Below are 16,465 nucleotides of genomic sequence, written 5' to 3' on the forward strand. Positions count from 1 at the left end.
GCTCTCACACCCGCCGCCCGCCCGGCCCGACCGGGCACCGACCCGACCTAGGCTCGGGACGTGTCCGCACCCTGGCTGCCGCAGACCCCCGGTCTGCTGCGGCTGCCCTCGGAGGGCGCCGTCGCCTGGGTCCGGGAGCGCTGGGACCGCCGCGCGTTCGAGACGCCCTGGCAGGCGCGGCTGGTCCGGCGCACCGCTCCCCTACCACCCCCACACACCGCAGGCCTGGATCCCGGGGTGGCTTGGGTCGCGGGCACACCCCGGTACGGTGGCTCCAATCGATCGAGCTGATCACGATGTCGTGACCCGCCGGGCGAGGCTGCCGGGGGGCGCACGGGAAGGTGCGAGATGGCAGGACGAAGAAGGAGCCCCGGGCTCTCCCGCCGGAGCCTGATCAGAGCCGTCGGCGGGACCCTGGTGGCGGTCCCCTGGCTGGCCGCGTGCGGCTCGGCCCCCGACCCGAACACGGTGCGCATCCAGTACCAGCAGTTCGGCTCCGGGACGGTGATGCGCGACTACCTGCTGCGGGTGGTGCAGCAGCTGAGCAGCCAGCGTCCCGACATCACCATCGAGCTGGTGCCGCTGGTGGCGGCCGAGGCGGACTACTTCACCAAGAACGAGCTGATGATGTCCTCGCCGAACGTCACCCCCGACCTGGTCTACGAGGACACCTTCATCCTCAAGTCCGACGTGGCCGCGGGCTACCTGCGTCCGATCGACGAGCTGGTCCGCGACTGGCCGGTCTGGGACGAGCTGACCGCACCGTCGCAGCGGGCCGTCACCTACACCGACGGCAAGGTGTACGCCGTCCCGACCCACACCGACACCCGTGCGCTGTGGTACCACACCGGCGTCTTCGAGGCCGCCGGCATCGAGCAGCCCTGGCAGCCCGGCAGCTGGGAGGACCTGCTGGCGGCGGCCCGCCAGATCAAGGAGCGGGTGCCCGACGTCGTCCCGCTCAACATCTTCTCCGGTGAGCCGCAGGGCGAGAAGGCCAGCATGCAGGGCTTCGAGATGCTGCTCTACGGCACCCAGACCACCCTGTTCGACGAGGCCAGCCAGAAGTGGGTGGTCGGCGGGCAGGGATTCGTGGACGCCCTGCAGCTGATCCAGACCGTCTACACCGAGGGGCTGGCGCCCAGCCTGGGCGACGCGCTCAACCCCAACATCGGCGACACCATCTACAACAGCTGGCTCCCCGAGGGCCGGCTGGGGATCAACCTCGACGGCAGCTGGATCAGCCAGAACTGGGGCGCCGGCGCGGCCGGGGAGTGGCCGGAGTGGTGGCCGACCCTGCAGCTGGCCACCATGCCCACCCAGCACGGCGAGCCCAACCCGTGGGCGCCCGGCGAGGTCGACTTCGTCACCCTGGCCGGCGGCTGGTCCTGGGCCTTCCCGGCGCTGTCGACCAAGACCGACCTGGCCTGGGAGGTGCTGCAGCAGATGATGACCACCGAGAACGCGCTGTCGATGGCGCTGGCCGACAACCAGGTGACGATCCGCGCCGACGTCCGCGCCGAGCCCGACTACCAGGGCTACTCCCCCACCATCGACTTCTTCACCGACCTGGGTGAGAACGCCATCTACCGTCCGGCGGTGGCGGCCTACCCCGAGGTGTCGGCCCGGATCCAGGCGGCCATGGGCCAGGTGATGACCGGTGGCACCACCCCGGAGGAGGCCGCGGCCACGTACGACGCCGCCGTCACCGACCTCGTCGGCCCCGACCAGGTGGTGGAGGCGACCGCATGACGACCACCACCGCACCTCCCTCCTCCGCCGCGGCCGAGCGCCGCCCACCCCGCAGCCGCACCGTGGCCCGCGGGCTGCCGCTGGTGCCGGCGGTCGTGCTGCTGCTGGTGTTCATGGCCGGCCCGGTCGTCTACAGCGTCTACCTGGCCTTCACCAACGAGGCCCTGCGCGGTGAGGGAGCGGCGGTCACCTCGCTGGTCGGGCTGGACAACTTCGCCACCGCGCTGGCCGACCCCGCGTTCTGGAACTCCGTCCTCCTCACGCTGGTGTTCACCCTCATCTCGGCGGTGATCGGACAGAACCTGCTCGGGATGGCGCTGGCCCTGCTGATGCGGCAGTCGACCAAGGTGGTCCGCGCGATCACCGGCGCGGTGGTGATCGCCGCCTGGATCCTGCCCGAGGTGGTGGCGGGCTACCTGTGGGTGACCTTCCTCGCCGAGGACGGCTCGCTCAACGCGCTGCTCACCGGGATCGGGCTGCCCGCCCAGGACTGGCTGGTGAGCGTCCCGATCTGGGCCGTCGCCTTCGCCAACATCTGGCGCGGCACCGCGTTCACCATGTTGATCTACACCGCGGCGCTGGCCGGCATCTCCCCGGAGATCCGCGAGTCGGCCGAGATGGACGGCGCCGGGCCGGTGCGCCGGTTCACCACGATCACCCTGCCGCTGCTGCGGCAGTCGATCGCCACCAACCTGATGCTGATCACGCTGCAGACCCTGTCGGTGTTCGGGCTGATCTGGATCATGACCGCGGGCGGCCCGGCCGACGCCAGCCAGACCCTGCCGCTCTACATGTACGAGCAGGCGTTCAGCTACGGCCAGCTCGGCTACGGCACCGCGATCGCCCTGATGCTGCTGCTGATCGGCGCGCTGGCCTCGCTGGCCTACCTGCGTCTGCTGCCCAAGGAGGACAAGCAGTGACCGCCACCGACACCGCACCACACCCCGTCGCGGCCCCCGACACCCCGACCCCGGCCCGCCGGGGCGGTGGGAAGACCCGGCGGGCCCTCGGCGTCCGCACCGCCTCCGACCTGGCACTGCTGGTGGTGACGGTCTTCTTCTGCATCCCGCTGCTGTGGGTGGTGCTGGCCTCCTTCGACGCCCAGGCCTCCCTGTCGGTGGCCTGGCCCGCCGAGCCGGGGCTGGCCAACTACGCCGCGATCTGGAACGCCGAGACGCTGTTCCGTCCGCTGCTCAACTCGGTGGTGCTCTGCGGCGGGGCGACGCTGGTCACCGTCGCCACCGCCGCGCTCGCGGCCTACCCGCTCTCGCGCTACCGCTCCCGGGCCAAGCGGCCGTTCCTGCTGACGATCATCTTCGCCACCGGGTTGCCGATCACCGCGATCATGATCCCGGTGTACGCGCTGTTCGTGCAGGTCAACCTGGTCGACTCGATGGGTGGGGCGATCCTCTTCCTGGCCGCCTCCTCGCTGCCCTACTCGATCTTCCTGATGAAGAACTTCATGGACGACGTGCCGATCCAGATCGAGGAGAGCGCCTGGACCGAGGGCGCGGGGATGCTGCGCACGCTGTGGTCGATCGTGCTGCCACTGATGCGTCCGGCGACCGCGGTGGTGACGATCTTCACCTTCGTCAGCATGTGGGGGAACTTCTTCGTCCCGTTCATGCTGCTGCTCTCCCCGGACAAGCTGCCGGCGGCCGTCACGCTGTACACCTTCTCCTCCCAGTACGGGCAGGTCGCCTACGGCCAGCTGGCGGCGTTCTCGATCTTCTACTCGCTGCCGGTGATCGTGCTCTACCTGCTGCTGGGACGCCGGCTGGGTGCCGGATTCGCCGCCAGCGGCGGGCTCAAGGCCTGAGCCGAGCAGGAAACGGGACGAAGGTGTCGATCCGCGCCGTCCCCGCCCGTCATGGTGGTGGACGGCGCGATCGCGCCGTCACCCCGACGGAAGGCCGAGCATGACCGAGCAGAGCTCCAGCACGCAGCGCTTCGTGGTCCTCATCACCTACACCCAGGGCGATGAGGACGCCTACACCCCGGAGGTGCATCAGCGCTACGTCGAGGGCCACCGTGCCTTCGAGCAGTACGTCAGCACGCACGGGCGGGTGCTGTCCTCGGCTGCGCTGGCCGATGCCGACCGGGCCACCACCGTGCGCCGCCGCGAGAGCGGGGTCGTCACCACCGAGGGGCCCTTCGCCGAGACGGTGGAGATGATCGGCGGCTACTACGACGTCGAGCTGCCCGACCTGGACGCGGCGGTCGAGGCCTGCGCGCTGCTGCCCGAGGAGTACACCCTGGAGATCCGGCCGACGGTCCGCATCTCGATGTGAGCAGCGCGCCCGGGCGACCGCCGCCGCCTCAGGGCAGCGACAGCAGCGCGCCTCGGCAGAGGCGTAGCCAGCGGTGGCCGTAGCCGGCCAGCGCCATCTCGAGCTCTTCGCCCTCGGGCGAGACCACCTCGTGGCTGAGCAGGTCGATGATGCGGTGCTCGTCCTCGGTGCCGCCCAGCCGCACCGGCACGGTGACCGGGTCGGCCGACAGGTTGTGCACGGCGAGGACGGACGAGTCGTCGAGGTCGCAGCGGTGCACCAGCACCGCCGGGTGCTCGGTCGGCACCACCTCCAGCGTCCCCCAGCCCAGCTCGGGGCAGCTGCGCCGCACCGAGATCAGCGCCTTGACGAAGGAGAGCAGCGAGTCCGGGTCGTGCAGCTGGGCGGCGGCGTTGACGAACCGCGGGCCGTAGCCGTCGGCGACGACCGCCTGCACCAGCTGCTCGGCCGGTGCGGTGGAGAACCCGCCGTTGGCGCCGTCGGACCACTGCATCGGGGTACGCACCGCCATCCGCCCGTGCGCGGCCAGGTCCTCCCCCATGCCGATCTCCTCGCCGTAGAAGAGCGTCGGGGTGCCGGGCAGGGAGAACATCAGGCTGTAGGCCAGCCGCACCCGGCGCGGGTCGCCGTCCAGCATCGGCGGCAGCCGGCGCTTCAGCCCGCGACCGTAGACCTGCATCTCCGGCTCGGGGCCGAAGGCGGCGAAGACCTCCTGCCGCTCCTCCTCGGTGAGCTTGTCGAGGGTGAGCTCGTCGTGGTTGCGCAGGAACGTGGCCCACTGGCAGCCCGGCGGCAGCGCGGGACGGGCGGTGAGCGCCTCCACCAGCGGGCCGGCATCGGCCCGGGCCAGCGCGAGGTAGGTGCGCTGCATGGTGATGAAGTCGAACATCATCTGCAGCTCGTCGCCGGCCTCGCCGCCGAAGTACTCCCGCTGCTGCTCGTGCGGCAGGTTCACCTCGCCGAGCAGCACCGCGTCGCCCTTGCGCCGGCCGAGGAAGGCCCGCATGGTGCGCAGCACCTCGTGCGGGTCGCCGGTGGGGTGCCCGGTGGTCTCGATGTCCTCGACGAAGAACGGCACCGCGTCCACCCGGAACCCGTCGATGCCGAGCTCCAGCCAGAAGCCGATGGTGCGCAGCAGCTCGTCCACCACGGCCGGGTTGGCCACGTTGAGGTCGGGCTGGTGGGCGTAGAAGTGGTGCAGGTACCAGTGCCCGCTCTGCTCGTCGCGCGTCCAGATCGACTCCTCGGCGTCGGGGAAGACGACCTGCTTGGCGGTGTCCGGCGGCTCGGTGTCGCGCCACACGTAGTAGTCGCGGAACGGGCTGTCGGGTCCCCGTCGGGCCGAGACGAACCAGGGGTGCTGGTCGGAGGTGTGGTTGATCAGCAGGTCGACGACCACCCGGATGCCGCGGTCGTGGGCGGTCCGGACCACCTCGACCAGCCGGCCGTAGTCGCCCAGCCGGCGGTCGACGCCGTAGAAGTCGGTGACGTCGTAGCCGTCGTCGCGGTCGGGGCTGGGGTAGATCGGCATCAGCCACAGGCAGGTGATGCCGAGCTCGGCCAGGTAGTCGATCCGCTGCGCCAGCCCCTGCAGGTCGCCGATCCCGTCGCCGTCGGCGTCGAGGAACGTCTCGACGTCGAGGCAGTAGATGATCGCGCTCTTCCACCACTGGTCGGAGGTGTCGGTGATCCGCATGCTCAGCCCTCCCCGGTCGTGGTCAGCTGGGGCAGCACGCGCTCGCCGAACACATCGAGGAAGCGCTCCTGGCTCTGCCCGACGTGGTGCAGGTAGATGTCGTCGAAGCCCAGCTCGGCGTACTCCCCCAGCCACTGCACGTGCTGGTCGGTGGAGGCCGAGACCCGCACCACCTCCCGCACCGAGCCGGCGCCGACGTGCTCGGCCATCGTGTCGAAGGCGGCCGGGGTCTCGGTGTCCCAGTTGACGGGCTCGGTGAAGACGTTGGTGCGCCACTGCTCCACGGCCAACCGCTCGGCCTCCTCCTCGGTCCCGGCCCACGACAGGTGGACCTGCAGCGAGGTGCGCCCGCGCCCGCCCGCCTCGCGGTAGCGCTCCAGCAGTGTCCGCAGCGTCTCGACCGGCTGGTTGAGGGTGATCATCCCCTCGGCCCAGCGGGCGACGCGGGTGGCGGACTCGGCCGAGACGACGGGCGCGACGAGCAGCGGCGTCGGCTCGGCCCGCTCCCACACCCGGGCCCGGTCGACGGTGACCAGGCCGTCGGCGCTGACCTCCTCCCCGGCGAGCAGCCGGCGGATGATGTCCACGCACTCGTCACGACGCCGGTCGCGGACGTCCTTGGCGGGCCAGCGCTGCCCGGTGACGTGCTCGTTGGCGGCCTGGCCGCTGCCGAGGGCGACCCAGAACCGTCCGGGGAACATCTGACCCAGGGTGGCGACCTTCTGCGCCACCACCGCCGGGTGGTACCGGACGCCGGGGGCGCAGACGGTGCCGAAGGTGAGCCCCGTGGTGGCGAGCGCGGCACCCAGCCAGGACCAGGCATAGCCGGAGTGCCCCTGCCGCTCGCTCCACGGCGCCAGGTGGTCGGAGCACATCGCCATCTGGAAGCCGGCGTGTTCGGCGTGCTGGACGTCGGCCAGCAGCTGGCGCGGGGCGATCTGCTCGTGCGAGGCGTGGAAGCCGAACCGGGTCATGGCGCCCATCCCACCGCACCGGCCCTGGGAGCGGTACCCGGGGGCGGGTTCAGCCGCCGGTGCCGCGGGCGGACGGGTCGAGCCGCACGGTGAACCAGGGCAGCGCCGCCTGGGTCAGCGGACCGATGGCCAGCGCGTACAGCACGGTGCCGAGCCCCAGCGTGCCGCCGAGCAGCCACCCGAGGAGCACCACGGTCACCTCCAGCGCGGTCCGCACCGACCGGACCGAGCGGCCGGTGCGCCGGGCCAGCCCGGTCATCAGCCCGTCCCGCGGCCCGGGCCCGAACTGGGCGCCGAGGTAGGCGGCGGTGGCCAGGCCGTTGAGCAGCACGCCGCCGAGCAGCGCCAGCACCCGCGGCAGCAGCCCGTCCAGCGGTCCGAGCAGGGCCAGGAAGACGTCGGTGGCGACCCCCACCAGCAGCGCGTTCGCGACCGTCCCCAGCCCTGGCCGCTGCCGCAGCGGCACCCAGGCCAGCAGCACCAGCACCGAGACGACGACGATGACGGTGCCGAGGCTGAGCGGCGTCCGGCCCGCCACGCCCTGGTGCAGGACGTCCCAGGGCGCGGACCCGAGCGCCCCGCGGATGATCAGGGCGAGGGAGAGGCCGTACACCACGAGGCCGAGACCCAGCTGGGTGAGCCGGCGCGGCAGCCGTCCGGCGCGCAGCTGCTGCAGCGGGCCGAGGTCGACCAGGACGGCGGAGGGGGACGTCATGGCACCCATCCAACTCGCCACTGGCCTTGCCGAAAATAGCCAGTTGGCACAGACTGGCCTCGTGCACCGCAGCATCTCCGCCCCGCGGGTGGCCACCCTCGTCGGATCGGGGCCGTGGCCGGCGCCGGCCTACCGCTCACTGGCCGCCGCGGTGCGCCGCTCGGTCGAGGACGGCCGGCTGCCCGTGGGCACCCGGCTGCCCAGCGAGCGCGAGCTGACCGGCGCGGTGGGGCTGAGCCGCACCACGGTCACCCGCGCCTACGCCGAGCTGCGCTCCCAGGGCTACCTGGTGACCCGGCGCGGCTCGGGCAGCGTCACCCGGGTGCCCGACGTCCCGGGTGGGCGGGTCGACCACCTGCTGACCCCGGCCGGGGTCGACGACGTCGCCCTCGACCTCACCTGCACCGCCCCGCTGGCCCCGGCCGGCGTCGCCGAGGCCTACAGCCGCGCCCTGGACGGACTCGGGGCCTACCTGCCCGGCACCGGCTACTACCCCAGCGGGCTGCCGGTGCTGCGGGCCGCGGTGGCCGAGCGGTTCACCCGCCGCGGTCTTCCCACCAGCCCCGACCAGGTGGTCGTCACCACCGGCGCGCTGTCGGCGGTCGCCGTGGCCGGTGCGACACTGCTCGGCCGCAGCGACCGGGTGGTGCTGGAGAGCCCGAGCTATCCCAACGCGATCGCCACCCTCGACGGTCTGGCCCGGGTGGTGCCGCACCCGCTGCGCCCCGACCAGCCCGGGGCGGAGTGGGACGTCGAGGGCCTGGCGGCGCTGGTGCGCCAGGTCGGGCCGCGAGCGGCCTACCTGATCCCCGACTTCCACAACCCGACCGGGCTGCTGATGGACCCCGACCAGCGCGAGCAGGTCGGCCGGGTGCTGCGCACCGGCCGGGTGGTGCCGGTGGTCGACGAGTCGCTGGTCGAGCTGGCGCTGGACGGCGCCGAGGTCCCCGCCCCGCTCGCGGCCTGGGTGCCCGACGCGATCACCGTGGGCAGCGCCAGCAAGAGCTTCTGGGGCGGGCTGCGGGTCGGCTGGCTGCGCGCCCCCGATGCCCGCCTGGCTGAGCTGGCGAGCACCCGGCTCCGCCTCGACCTGGGCGCGCCGGTGCTGGAGCAGCTGGTGGTCGCCGACCTGCTGGGCCGGGCCGAGGAGGTGCTCACGGTGCAGCGGGCGCGGCTGCGCGAGGGCCGCGACGTGCTGCTGGCCGGACTGGCCGAGCACCTGCCGGACTGGCGCTGCACCGTCCCCGGCGGTGGGATGGCGCTGTGGTGCGAGCTGCCGGGCGGGTCGTCCACCGTGCTGGTCCGCGCCGCCCACCGCCACGGCGTCGCGCTCGCCGCCGGGCCCCGGTTCGCCCCCGGCGGTGGTCACGACCGCCGCCTCCGGCTGCCTCACTGCCTGCCGGTCGAGCAGCTGGCCGAGGTGGCGCCGCGGCTCGCGCGGGCCTGGGCGGAGGCGCGCGGGACGGCCGGGACCGACGCCGCGGACGTCCCACTGATCGCCTAGGACCCTTGACGGTCGTCTGATGACCGTCCACGCTGTCGTCTAGACCACACCCCACCCCCACCCCGGAGGTCCCCCCGTGCGACGACGTCGGCTGCTCCCGACCGCCACCCTCACCGCCACCGGCCTGGTCGCCGCGCTGGTGCTCGCCTGGACGCCGCCGGCCGCCCCGGCCGCCGCCGTCCCCGAGCTGCCGGTGGTCTCGCCGACGCCGCAGCAGATGACCCGGGAGGGCCGCGACCTGGTGCTCACCCCGCGCGCCCGGGTGGTCACCGACGCCGGCACCGACCCGGCCGCCCGCGACCTGCTGGTGGAGGTGCTGCAGCAGGCCGACGTCACCGTCGACGTGGGCCCCGACCCGCGGCGGGGCGGCACCACCTTCCTGCTCGGCGACGCCGACCGGCCCGACGTGGCCGCCGCCCTCGGCGACGTCGCGGTGCCCGAGCAGGCCGAGGGCTACGCGCTGCGGGTCAGCCCGCGCGGCGGACCGACGGTCGCCCTCGGCGGGGTCGACGGGGCCGGTCAGTACTACGCCGTGCAGACCCTGCGCCAGCTCATCGAGCCGGAGCGCGGACGGGCCCGGATCGCCGGCGTCGCGGTCAGCGACTTCCCCTCCATGCCGCTGCGCGGCACCATCGAGGGCTTCTACGGCGAGCCGTGGACCCCGGCGGAGCGGCTGGACCAGATGGCCTTCCACGGTGACCTCAAGGCCAACACCTACATCTACGCCCCCAAGGACGACCCCTACCACCGCGAGCGCTGGCGCGAGCCCTACCCCGCCGAGCAGCTGGCCGGGCTGCGCGAGCTGGTCGGGGCCGCCACCGACCACCACGTCCGGTTCACCTTCGCCCTCTCCCCCGGCAACACCGTCTGCTACTCCAGCGAGGACGACTACCGGGCACTGGTGGCCAAGCTGCAGGAGATGTACGACATCGGCGTCCGGGCCTTCTCGGTGCCGCTGGACGACATCGCCTACGGGCAGTGGAACTGCGCGGCCGACGAGGAGGAGTTCGGCGCGGCGGGCCCGGGTGCCGCCGGACGGGCCCAGACCGAGCTGCTCAACCGGATCCAGACCGAGTTCATCGAGACGCACGAGGGCGCCCACCCGCTGCAGATGGTGCCGACCGAGTACTACGACACCGTGGACTCGCCCTACAAGGCCGCGCTGCGCACCCTCGACGAGGACGTCGTGGTGATGTGGACCGGTGAGGGCGTCGTGCCGCCCGAGGTCACCGTGGAGCAGGCCGACGCCGCCGACGCGGCCTTCGGCGGACAGGTGTTCCTGTGGGACAACTACCCCGTCAACGACTACGGCCAGTCCAGCGGACGGCTGCTGCTGGCCCCCTACGCCGAGCGCGAGGCGGGGCTCTCGGAGCACCTGGTCGGCATCGTCTCCAACCCGATGAACCAGGCCTCGGCCAGCAAGGTGGCCGTGTTCGGGATCTTCGACTTCACCTGGAACGACCGCGACTACGACCCGGCCACCAGCTGGGAGCAGGCCATGCGCCACCTGGCCGGGGACGACCCCGCGACCGTCGAGGCGCTGCTGCTCTTCGGCGACCTCAACCACCTCGCCCCCAGCTTCGGCGACCCGTGGCAGCCGCAGGCCCCGGTGCTGCAGCAGCACGTCGAGCGGTTCTGGCAGCGCTGGGACGCCGGCGAGCGGGCCGCCGCGGTGGCCGACCTGCGGGTCCGTGCCGAGGAGATGGCCGCCGCCCCGCAGACCATCCGCGCCGGCGTGGTCGACCCGATGTTCGTCTCCGACGCCGCCCCCTGGCTGACCGCCACCGAGCGGTGGGCCGCGGCGACGCTGACCATGCTCGACGCCCTGGACGCCCGGCTGGCCGGGGACGCCGACGCGGCCGCCGCGCTGGCGGAGCGCTCGACGCAGGAGCAGCAGCAGGCCGCCGCGGTGCTGGTCGACCCGCCGGACAACCGGTGGGGACGGGCCCCGGTGAAGATCGCCGACGGGGTGCTCGACCGGTTCCTGGTCGAGGCCGCGCTGACCCTGCAGCTGTGGGAGCTGGGCGAGGCCGGGAACGTGGCCCCCGCCGGCACCGCCACCGCCTCCAGCGTGGAGCAGGACCTCGACCGCCTCGACGTCCGCTTCGTCAACGACGGCGACCTCAACACCCGCTGGGCCTCGGGCTACACCGACACCGAGTGGGTGCAGGTGGAGCTCGCCGAGCCGACCGTGGTCAGCGCCGTCACGCTGCACTGGGAGGCCGCCTGCGCCGAGGCCTACACGTTGCAGACCTCGACCGACGGGCAGACCTGGACGACGGTCCGCGACGTCACCGACAGCACCTGCGCGCTGGACGTGCTCGAGCTCGACGGCAGCGAGCCGGTGCGGTTCGTGCGGATGCAGGGCGTGCAGCGGGTCGGCGACTGGGGCTACTCGCTGTACGAGCTGGGCGTCTACACCGCCCGCTGAGGCGGTCCGGCCGACCGCTCAGCGGGTGCGTTCCAGCGGGAACCACAGCTCGTAGCGGTCGGCCGGCAGCACGGCCTCGGCGTACTCCACCGGACGCCCACCGGCCCGGCCGCGACGGGTCAGCCGGACCACCGGGCGGGTGGGTGAGATGTCGAGCAGCCGCGCCTCCTCGGCGTCGGGCAGGTCGGCCACCACGCTCTCCTCGCCCTCGTCGGGACGCAGCGAGCGCGCCTCCAGCAGCCCGTACAGGCTGCCTCGCAGCTGCTCCTCGGTGAGGTCGGGCAGCAGCGCCACCGGCAGCCAGGTGCGCTCCAGGGCCAGCGGGACCTCGTCGCCGAGCCGCAGCCGGCGCAGCCGCCAGACCGGCTCCTCGCCCAGCTCGAGGAAAGCCGCCACCGCGGCCAGCGGCTCGGGCTCGCGGGTGAACTCCAGCAACCGGGTCACCGGGTCGAGGTGCTGCTCGCGCAGCGCGTCGGCGAAGGAGCCGAGCCGGACCCGCAGCTGCACGTGCTCGGCCGCCCGCAGGTTGCCCCGCCCCTGCACCGAGCGGATCAGCCCCTCCCGGGCCAGCGCGGCGATGGCCTGGCGCACCGTCATCCGGGCCACCCCCCAGCGTTCGGCCAGCTCCCGCTCGGCGGGCAGCGCGGTGCCGGGAGTCATGGCGAGGACCATCTGGCGCAAGGAGTCGCGGATGGCCTCGTGCTTGGACAGGCCGGGGGGTCGGCTGGTCATGATCGTCATCGTGCCCCATCGCCGCGCACGGCGGGGTCGCACCCGCCGGTCACGTGAGCACCAGGGCGACCGCGCTGAGCGCCGCCGCCCCGAGCACGGCCAGCTCGAAGGCCTGCTGGCGGATCCGGTTGATCACGCTGATCCCGAGCCAGGCCCCCAGCCCGACCGCGGGCGCCAGCACCAGCGCCAGCAGCACGTGGCGGGGCTCCATCAGCCCCAGGCCGATGCTGAACGGCACCTTGCACAGGTTGAGCCCGAAGAAGAACCAGGCGTTGGTGCCGACGAAACGGTGCTTGGGCACGCCCTGGCCGAGCAGGTAGAGCGTCATCACCGGTCCGCCGGCGTTGGCCACCATGGTGGTGGTGCCGGCGGCGGTGCCCACCCCCAGGCGGGCCGGCCACGACCAGGGCCGCGGCTCGGCGGGTGCGGCGCCCCGGCGGCGCAGCCACAGCTGCAGGCCCACCAGCAGCAGCACGATGATGCCGATCCCCCGCTGCACGACGTCGTCGCTGAGCAGGGCCAGCAGGCCGGTGCCGACGAGCAGCCCCGGCAGCAGGCCCGGCAGCAGCCCGCGGATCAGCGCCCAGTCGACGTGCTTGCGGTAGCGGGTGACGGCGATGACGTCGCCGACCAGCAGCACCAGCAGCAGCGCCGCGGTGGACTCCCGGGCCGGCAGCACGAAGGCGAACAGCGCCACGGCCACGGTGCCCAGGCCACCGATGGCGGTCTTGGCGAAGCCGACGCCGAAGGCCGCCAGCAGCAGCACGGCGGCGGCGAGGACGGCATCGGTGCCGGTGAGGTCGCGACCCAGCAGGTCGGCCAGCAGCTGCTCCACGGGCATCAGCGCACGGCGAGGGGGCGGACCATGGCGGGCACGCTACACAGTGCCCGACCGCCCTGCCGGCGGCGTCCACGACCGTGCCGGGCGCGCGTCGCAGCCGGTAGATTGACCGGGCCCGTGCTCCGACGGGTCCGCGCCCACGACCAGGAGATCCGGTGACCGATCCGCAGACCCCCGCCGTCAACGACGCCTACCGCGCCACCCTGCAGGTGGTGGAGTCGGTCGAGCCCCGCATCGCCGGCGCGATCCGCAGCGAGCTCACCGACCAGCGCGCCTCGCTCAAGCTCATCGCCTCGGAGAACTACGCCTCCCCCGCGGTGCTGCTGACCATGGGCAACTGGCTCAGCGACAAGTACGCCGAGGGCACCGTCGGGCACCGCTTCTACGCCGGCTGCCAGAACGTCGACACCGTGGAGTCGGTGGCCACCGAGCACGCCCGCGAGCTGTTCGGCGCCGAGTACGCCTACGCCCAGCCGCACTCCGGCATCGACGCCAACCTGGTGGCGTTCTGGGCGATCCTGGCCCACCGCATCGAGCAGCCCGAGCTGGCCGAGGCGGGCGTCCGGCAGGTCAACGAGCTGTCCGAGGACGCCTGGGAGACGCTGCGCCGCAAGTTCGGGGAGCAGCGGATGCTCGGCATGTCGCTGGACGCCGGCGGCCACCTCACCCACGGCTTCCGGCCCAACATCTCGGGCAAGATGTTCCACCAGCGCTCCTACGGCACCGACCCCACCACCGGCCGGGTCGACTACGACCAGGTGGCCGCGGCGGCCCGGGAGTTCAAGCCGCTCATCCTCATCGCCGGCTACTCCGCCTACCCGCGCCGGATCGACTTCGCCCGGATGCGCGAGATCGCCGACGAGGTGGGCGCCACCTTCATGGTCGACATGGCCCACTTCGCCGGTCTGGTGGCCGGCAAGGTGTTCACCGGCGACGAGGACCCGGTGCCGCACGCCCACGTCGTCACCACCACCACCCACAAGTCGCTGCGCGGTCCGCGGGGCGGTCTGGTGCTGGCGACCGAGGAGTACGCCCCCAGCGTCGACCGCGGCTGCCCGATGGTGCTCGGCGGCCCGCTGTCGCACATGATGGCGGCCAAGGCCGTCGCGCTGGCCGAGGCCCGTCAGCCCGCGTTCCGCACGTACGCCGCCCAGGTCGCCGACAACGCCAAGGCGCTGGCCGAGGGGCTGATGCGCCGCGGGGCGAAGCTCGTCACCGACGGCACCGACAACCACCTGGTGCTCATCGACGTCTCCAGCTACGGCCTCACCGGCCGCCAGGCCGAGTCGGCCCTGCTCGAGGCGGGCGTGGTCACCAACCGCAACGCCGTGCCCGCCGACCCGAACGGGGCGTGGTACACCTCCGGGGTCCGCCTCGGCACCCCCGCCCTCACCTCGCGCGGCTTCGACGCCGCCGACTTCGACGTGGTGGCCGACCTCATCACCGGGGTGCTGTCGGCCACCACCCCGGCGACCGCCAGCACGGGCCAGCCCGGCAAGGCGAAGTACGTGCTGGCCGACGGGGTGGCCGAGCGCACCCGCGCCCGGATCGCGGAGCTGCTGGAGGCCAACCCGCTCTACCCCGGTCTGGAGCTCTGAGCCGGCCTCAGCCGATCGTCGACACCTGGAGCAGCCGCCGGGCCACCGGCAGCAGCCCGTGCTCGCGGACCGGCCCGTAGGGGTCGGGACGCGGCTCGGTGCGGCGGAACCGTCCGGGCGGCATCCCGTAGACGTGGCGGAACCGGTGGGAGAAGTGGAACGGCGTCGCGTAGCCGCAGCTCCGCGCCACCTCCTCCACGGTGGCGTTGCTGCGGTGCAGCGCGACCGCGCCGTGCGCCAGCCGGACCAGCTCGACCAGCTGGGCCGGGCCGCAGCCGAACTGCCGTGACACCAGGGCGGTGAGGTAGCCCCGCGACACCCCGACCGCCTCGGCCAGCTGGTCGGTGGTGATCCGGCAGATCCCGGTGTCGGCCCAGCGGACGGCGACGGAGTCGACCAGGCCCTCGAGCCAGGCCGGTGCGCCCTCCCCCGTCCCCGGCCCCGGGCGGACGAAGATGTCGAGCAGCAGGGCCAGGGCGTCCCCGGTGGCCTCCTGGGCGGCCGCGTCCTCGGTGCTGCCCAGGTCGAGCAGGTGCTGGCACAGCCCGCCGAGCACCGGGCTGACGGTGAGGTCGCGCACCGCGGGCCACCGCGCGGGCGGGGGCAGCGTGCCGGGGTCGACCAGGTCGAAGTGCAGGTAGGCATGCGTGGACGGGGTCTGCTCGTCCCAGAGGTAGCAGTCGACCGTGCCCTCCCGGGAGAGGTTGAGCAGCCCCGGACGCAGCGGCACCGTCCGCAGCGGCTCGTCCCGGGCCTGGTAGCGCAGCCGCGCCGAGCCGGTGAGCAGCCAGGTCAGCTCGAAGTCGGCGAGCCGTCGCGGCCCGAACACCGCACCGGGCCGGTAGCGCGCCACCCGAGTCCCGGTGGCGACCCGCACCCGCGGCAGCCGGAGCGTCGCGGCAGATGACATCCTGACATGTTCCTCCGGCACCACGACATGGTCAAGCACCGGTCCCACCGACCACGATGGCAGCGACCCGATCTCGACGAGGAGAACCGATGACCACCGCCACCGCCCCCGCTGCGACCTCCGGCGCCCTGCGCCGCTTCGACACGGCCGGTGAGGACTTCGTCCACCACTTCGACCAGCACGGCTTCGGCGTCGTCGCCGGTGCCCTCACCCCGGCCCAGGTCGAGGCCCTGACCGCGGAGGCGGTCGAGCTGTGCGCCGGCGAGCGCGGGCAGATCGCGGGCTCCGACCCGCGGCGCCCGGGTGAGAGCGACGAGGACCTGCTGCGCCGCTTCCTCTGCATCCACCACCCGCACAAGGTCTCCGACGTGGCGATGGACGCGCTCACCGAGCCGCGGATCGTCGACTTCCTCACCGCGGTGATCGGGCCCAACGTCAAGGCGATGCAGTCGATGCTGTTCATCAAGTCCGAGGGCAAGCCGGGCCAGGCCTGGCACCAGGACGAGTTCTTCATCCCGACCCGGGACCGCTCGCTCACCGCGGTGTGGATCGCGCTGGACGACGCCACGGTGGAGAACGGCTGCCTGTGGGTGCTGCCCGGCTCGCACCGACGCGGTGTCATCTACCCCGACCGGGAGCACGACGACCCCGACTTCGACTGCTCGGTCGAGCTCTACGACTTCCCCTACGAGGAGTCCGACGCCGTACCGGTCGAGCTCGTGGCGGGCGAGGCGGTGGTCTTCAACGGCTACCTGCTGCACCGCTCGTTGCGCAACTCCGGGCGGCACGGCTACCGCCGGGCGCTGACCAACCACTACATGAGCGCGGAGTCCCTGCTGCCCTGGCAGGCGCCGCCGCAGGGGGTGCACATCGCCAAGCACGACTGGCGCGACATCGTCCTGGTGGCCGGTGAGGACCCCTACGCCTGGAAGGGCACCGTGGACCTCACCCGGCCCCACACCCGGCCCGACCGCGACGGCGGGTGCGACCGCTGACCCCCCGCTGCCAGCCGCCTCGGCTCCCG

At 73.2% G+C, this 16,465-nt stretch carries 14 protein-coding genes; 8 read left to right on the top strand and 6 right to left on the bottom strand.

Features of this window, described 5'->3' with window-relative positions; all coding sequences use genetic code 11:
* Nucleotides 1–348 precede the first annotated feature (348 nt).
* The 4 genes from DT076_RS04365 to DT076_RS04380 all read left to right on the top strand — a co-directional run bounded on the left by DT076_RS04365 (nucleotide 349) and on the right by DT076_RS04380 (nucleotide 4,040).
* The gene (locus DT076_RS04365; RefSeq protein ID WP_114125425.1) at nucleotides 349–1,749 is read left to right on the top strand and encodes an extracellular solute-binding protein; all 1,401 of its coding nucleotides are present in this window, start codon (nucleotides 349–351) and stop codon (nucleotides 1,747–1,749) included.
* Entirely contained in the window at nucleotides 1,746–2,669 is a 924-nt protein-coding gene (locus DT076_RS04370; protein WP_114125426.1) for a carbohydrate ABC transporter permease, read from the top strand. Before DT076_RS04365 ends, DT076_RS04370 begins: the two co-directional genes overlap by 4 nt.
* Nucleotides 2,666–3,568: a carbohydrate ABC transporter permease gene (locus DT076_RS04375; protein WP_114125427.1), complete on the top strand. Its 903-nt coding sequence runs from the start codon at nucleotides 2,666–2,668 to the stop codon at nucleotides 3,566–3,568. Before DT076_RS04370 ends, DT076_RS04375 begins: the two co-directional genes overlap by 4 nt.
* 100 nt (nucleotides 3,569–3,668) lie before the next feature.
* Nucleotides 3,669–4,040, top strand: coding sequence for a YciI family protein (locus DT076_RS04380; RefSeq protein ID WP_114125428.1), 372 nt, complete (start codon nucleotides 3,669–3,671; stop codon nucleotides 4,038–4,040).
* Between the two features lie 28 nt (nucleotides 4,041–4,068).
* Here the strand turns inward: DT076_RS04380 and DT076_RS04385 are convergent, their stop codons facing one another.
* Genes DT076_RS04385 through yczE form a run of 3 tightly spaced genes read right to left on the bottom strand, consistent with a single transcriptional unit; the run spans nucleotide 4,069 to nucleotide 7,425 of the window.
* Nucleotides 4,069–5,736 (bottom strand): alpha-amylase family protein, encoded by a 1,668-nt coding sequence (locus tag DT076_RS04385; protein ID WP_114125429.1) that lies wholly within the window; start codon nucleotides 5,734–5,736, stop codon nucleotides 4,069–4,071.
* A 2-nt stretch (nucleotides 5,737–5,738) separates the two neighbouring features.
* Complete coding sequence (locus DT076_RS04390; RefSeq protein WP_114125653.1) at nucleotides 5,739–6,710, bottom strand: TIGR03885 family FMN-dependent LLM class oxidoreductase; 972 nt, start codon at nucleotides 6,708–6,710, stop codon at nucleotides 5,739–5,741.
* Nucleotides 6,711–6,759: 49 nt separating this feature from the next.
* The gene (gene yczE / locus DT076_RS04395) at nucleotides 6,760–7,425 is read right to left on the bottom strand and encodes a membrane protein YczE (protein ID WP_114125430.1); all 666 of its coding nucleotides are present in this window, start codon (nucleotides 7,423–7,425) and stop codon (nucleotides 6,760–6,762) included.
* A gap of 61 nt (nucleotides 7,426–7,486) precedes the next feature.
* Here yczE and yczR point away from each other — a divergent pair, with 61 nt between their 5' ends.
* Together yczR and DT076_RS04405 are read left to right on the top strand one after the other, a co-directional pair.
* Nucleotides 7,487–8,929, top strand: coding sequence for a MocR-like transcription factor YczR (yczR, locus tag DT076_RS04400; RefSeq protein ID WP_199538956.1), 1,443 nt, complete (start codon nucleotides 7,487–7,489; stop codon nucleotides 8,927–8,929).
* Between the two features lie 76 nt (nucleotides 8,930–9,005).
* Entirely contained in the window at nucleotides 9,006–11,360 is a 2,355-nt protein-coding gene (locus DT076_RS04405) for a beta-N-acetylglucosaminidase domain-containing protein (protein ID WP_199538957.1), read from the top strand.
* Between the two features lie 18 nt (nucleotides 11,361–11,378).
* Here the strand turns inward: DT076_RS04405 and DT076_RS04410 are convergent, their stop codons facing one another.
* Together DT076_RS04410 and DT076_RS04415 are read right to left on the bottom strand one after the other, a co-directional pair.
* Nucleotides 11,379–12,092 carry a GntR family transcriptional regulator gene (locus DT076_RS04410; RefSeq protein WP_158548038.1) on the bottom strand — a complete coding sequence of 238 codons (714 nt, stop codon included), beginning with the start codon at nucleotides 12,090–12,092 and terminating at the stop codon, nucleotides 11,379–11,381.
* A 49-nt stretch (nucleotides 12,093–12,141) separates the two neighbouring features.
* On the bottom strand, nucleotides 12,142–12,933 hold the full coding sequence (locus DT076_RS04415; RefSeq protein WP_114125433.1) for a sulfite exporter TauE/SafE family protein: 792 nt from the start codon (nucleotides 12,931–12,933) through the stop codon (nucleotides 12,142–12,144).
* Nucleotides 12,934–13,088: 155 nt separating this feature from the next.
* On the opposite strand from DT076_RS04415, the gene DT076_RS04420 reads away from it, so the two are divergent.
* Entirely contained in the window at nucleotides 13,089–14,531 is a 1,443-nt protein-coding gene (locus DT076_RS04420; RefSeq protein WP_114125434.1) for a glycine hydroxymethyltransferase, read from the top strand.
* A gap of 7 nt (nucleotides 14,532–14,538) precedes the next feature.
* Here the strand turns inward: DT076_RS04420 and DT076_RS04425 are convergent, their stop codons facing one another.
* Nucleotides 14,539–15,441, bottom strand: coding sequence for a helix-turn-helix transcriptional regulator (locus DT076_RS04425; RefSeq protein ID WP_114125435.1), 903 nt, complete (start codon nucleotides 15,439–15,441; stop codon nucleotides 14,539–14,541).
* Nucleotides 15,442–15,530: 89 nt separating this feature from the next.
* Here DT076_RS04425 and DT076_RS04430 point away from each other — a divergent pair, with 89 nt between their 5' ends.
* Entirely contained in the window at nucleotides 15,531–16,436 is a 906-nt protein-coding gene (locus tag DT076_RS04430) for a phytanoyl-CoA dioxygenase family protein (protein WP_114125436.1), read from the top strand.
* Nucleotides 16,437–16,465: the final 29 nt, after the last annotated feature.

The sequence above is a fragment of the Desertihabitans brevis genome (genome assembly GCF_003327535.1).
In the GTDB taxonomy this organism is placed as follows: domain Bacteria; phylum Actinomycetota; class Actinomycetes; order Propionibacteriales; family Propionibacteriaceae; genus Desertihabitans; species Desertihabitans brevis.

What these genes read in the sequence shown, in the direction of transcription:
- DT076_RS04365 (WP_114125425.1), top strand. Translation starts at nt 349, where the DNA reads ATGGCAGGACGAAGAAGGAGCCCCGGGCTCTCCCGCCGGAGCCTGATC.
- DT076_RS04370 (WP_114125426.1), top strand. Translation starts at nt 1,746, where the DNA reads ATGACGACCACCACCGCACCTCCCTCCTCCGCCGCGGCCGAGCGCCGC.
- DT076_RS04380 (WP_114125428.1), top strand. Translation starts at nt 3,669, where the DNA reads ATGACCGAGCAGAGCTCCAGCACGCAGCGCTTCGTGGTCCTCATCACC.
- DT076_RS04385 (WP_114125429.1), bottom strand. Translation starts at nt 5,736, where the DNA reads ATGCGGATCACCGACACCTCCGACCAGTGGTGGAAGAGCGCGATCATC.
- DT076_RS04390 (WP_114125653.1), bottom strand. Translation starts at nt 6,710, where the DNA reads ATGACCCGGTTCGGCTTCCACGCCTCGCACGAGCAGATCGCCCCGCGC.
- yczE (WP_114125430.1), bottom strand. Translation starts at nt 7,425, where the DNA reads ATGACGTCCCCCTCCGCCGTCCTGGTCGACCTCGGCCCGCTGCAGCAG.
- DT076_RS04410 (WP_158548038.1), bottom strand. Translation starts at nt 12,092, where the DNA reads ATGACCAGCCGACCCCCCGGCCTGTCCAAGCACGAGGCCATCCGCGAC.
- DT076_RS04415 (WP_114125433.1), bottom strand. Translation starts at nt 12,933, where the DNA reads ATGCCCGTGGAGCAGCTGCTGGCCGACCTGCTGGGTCGCGACCTCACC.
- DT076_RS04425 (WP_114125435.1), bottom strand. Translation starts at nt 15,441, where the DNA reads ATGTCATCTGCCGCGACGCTCCGGCTGCCGCGGGTGCGGGTCGCCACC.
- DT076_RS04430 (WP_114125436.1), top strand. Translation starts at nt 15,531, where the DNA reads ATGACCACCGCCACCGCCCCCGCTGCGACCTCCGGCGCCCTGCGCCGC.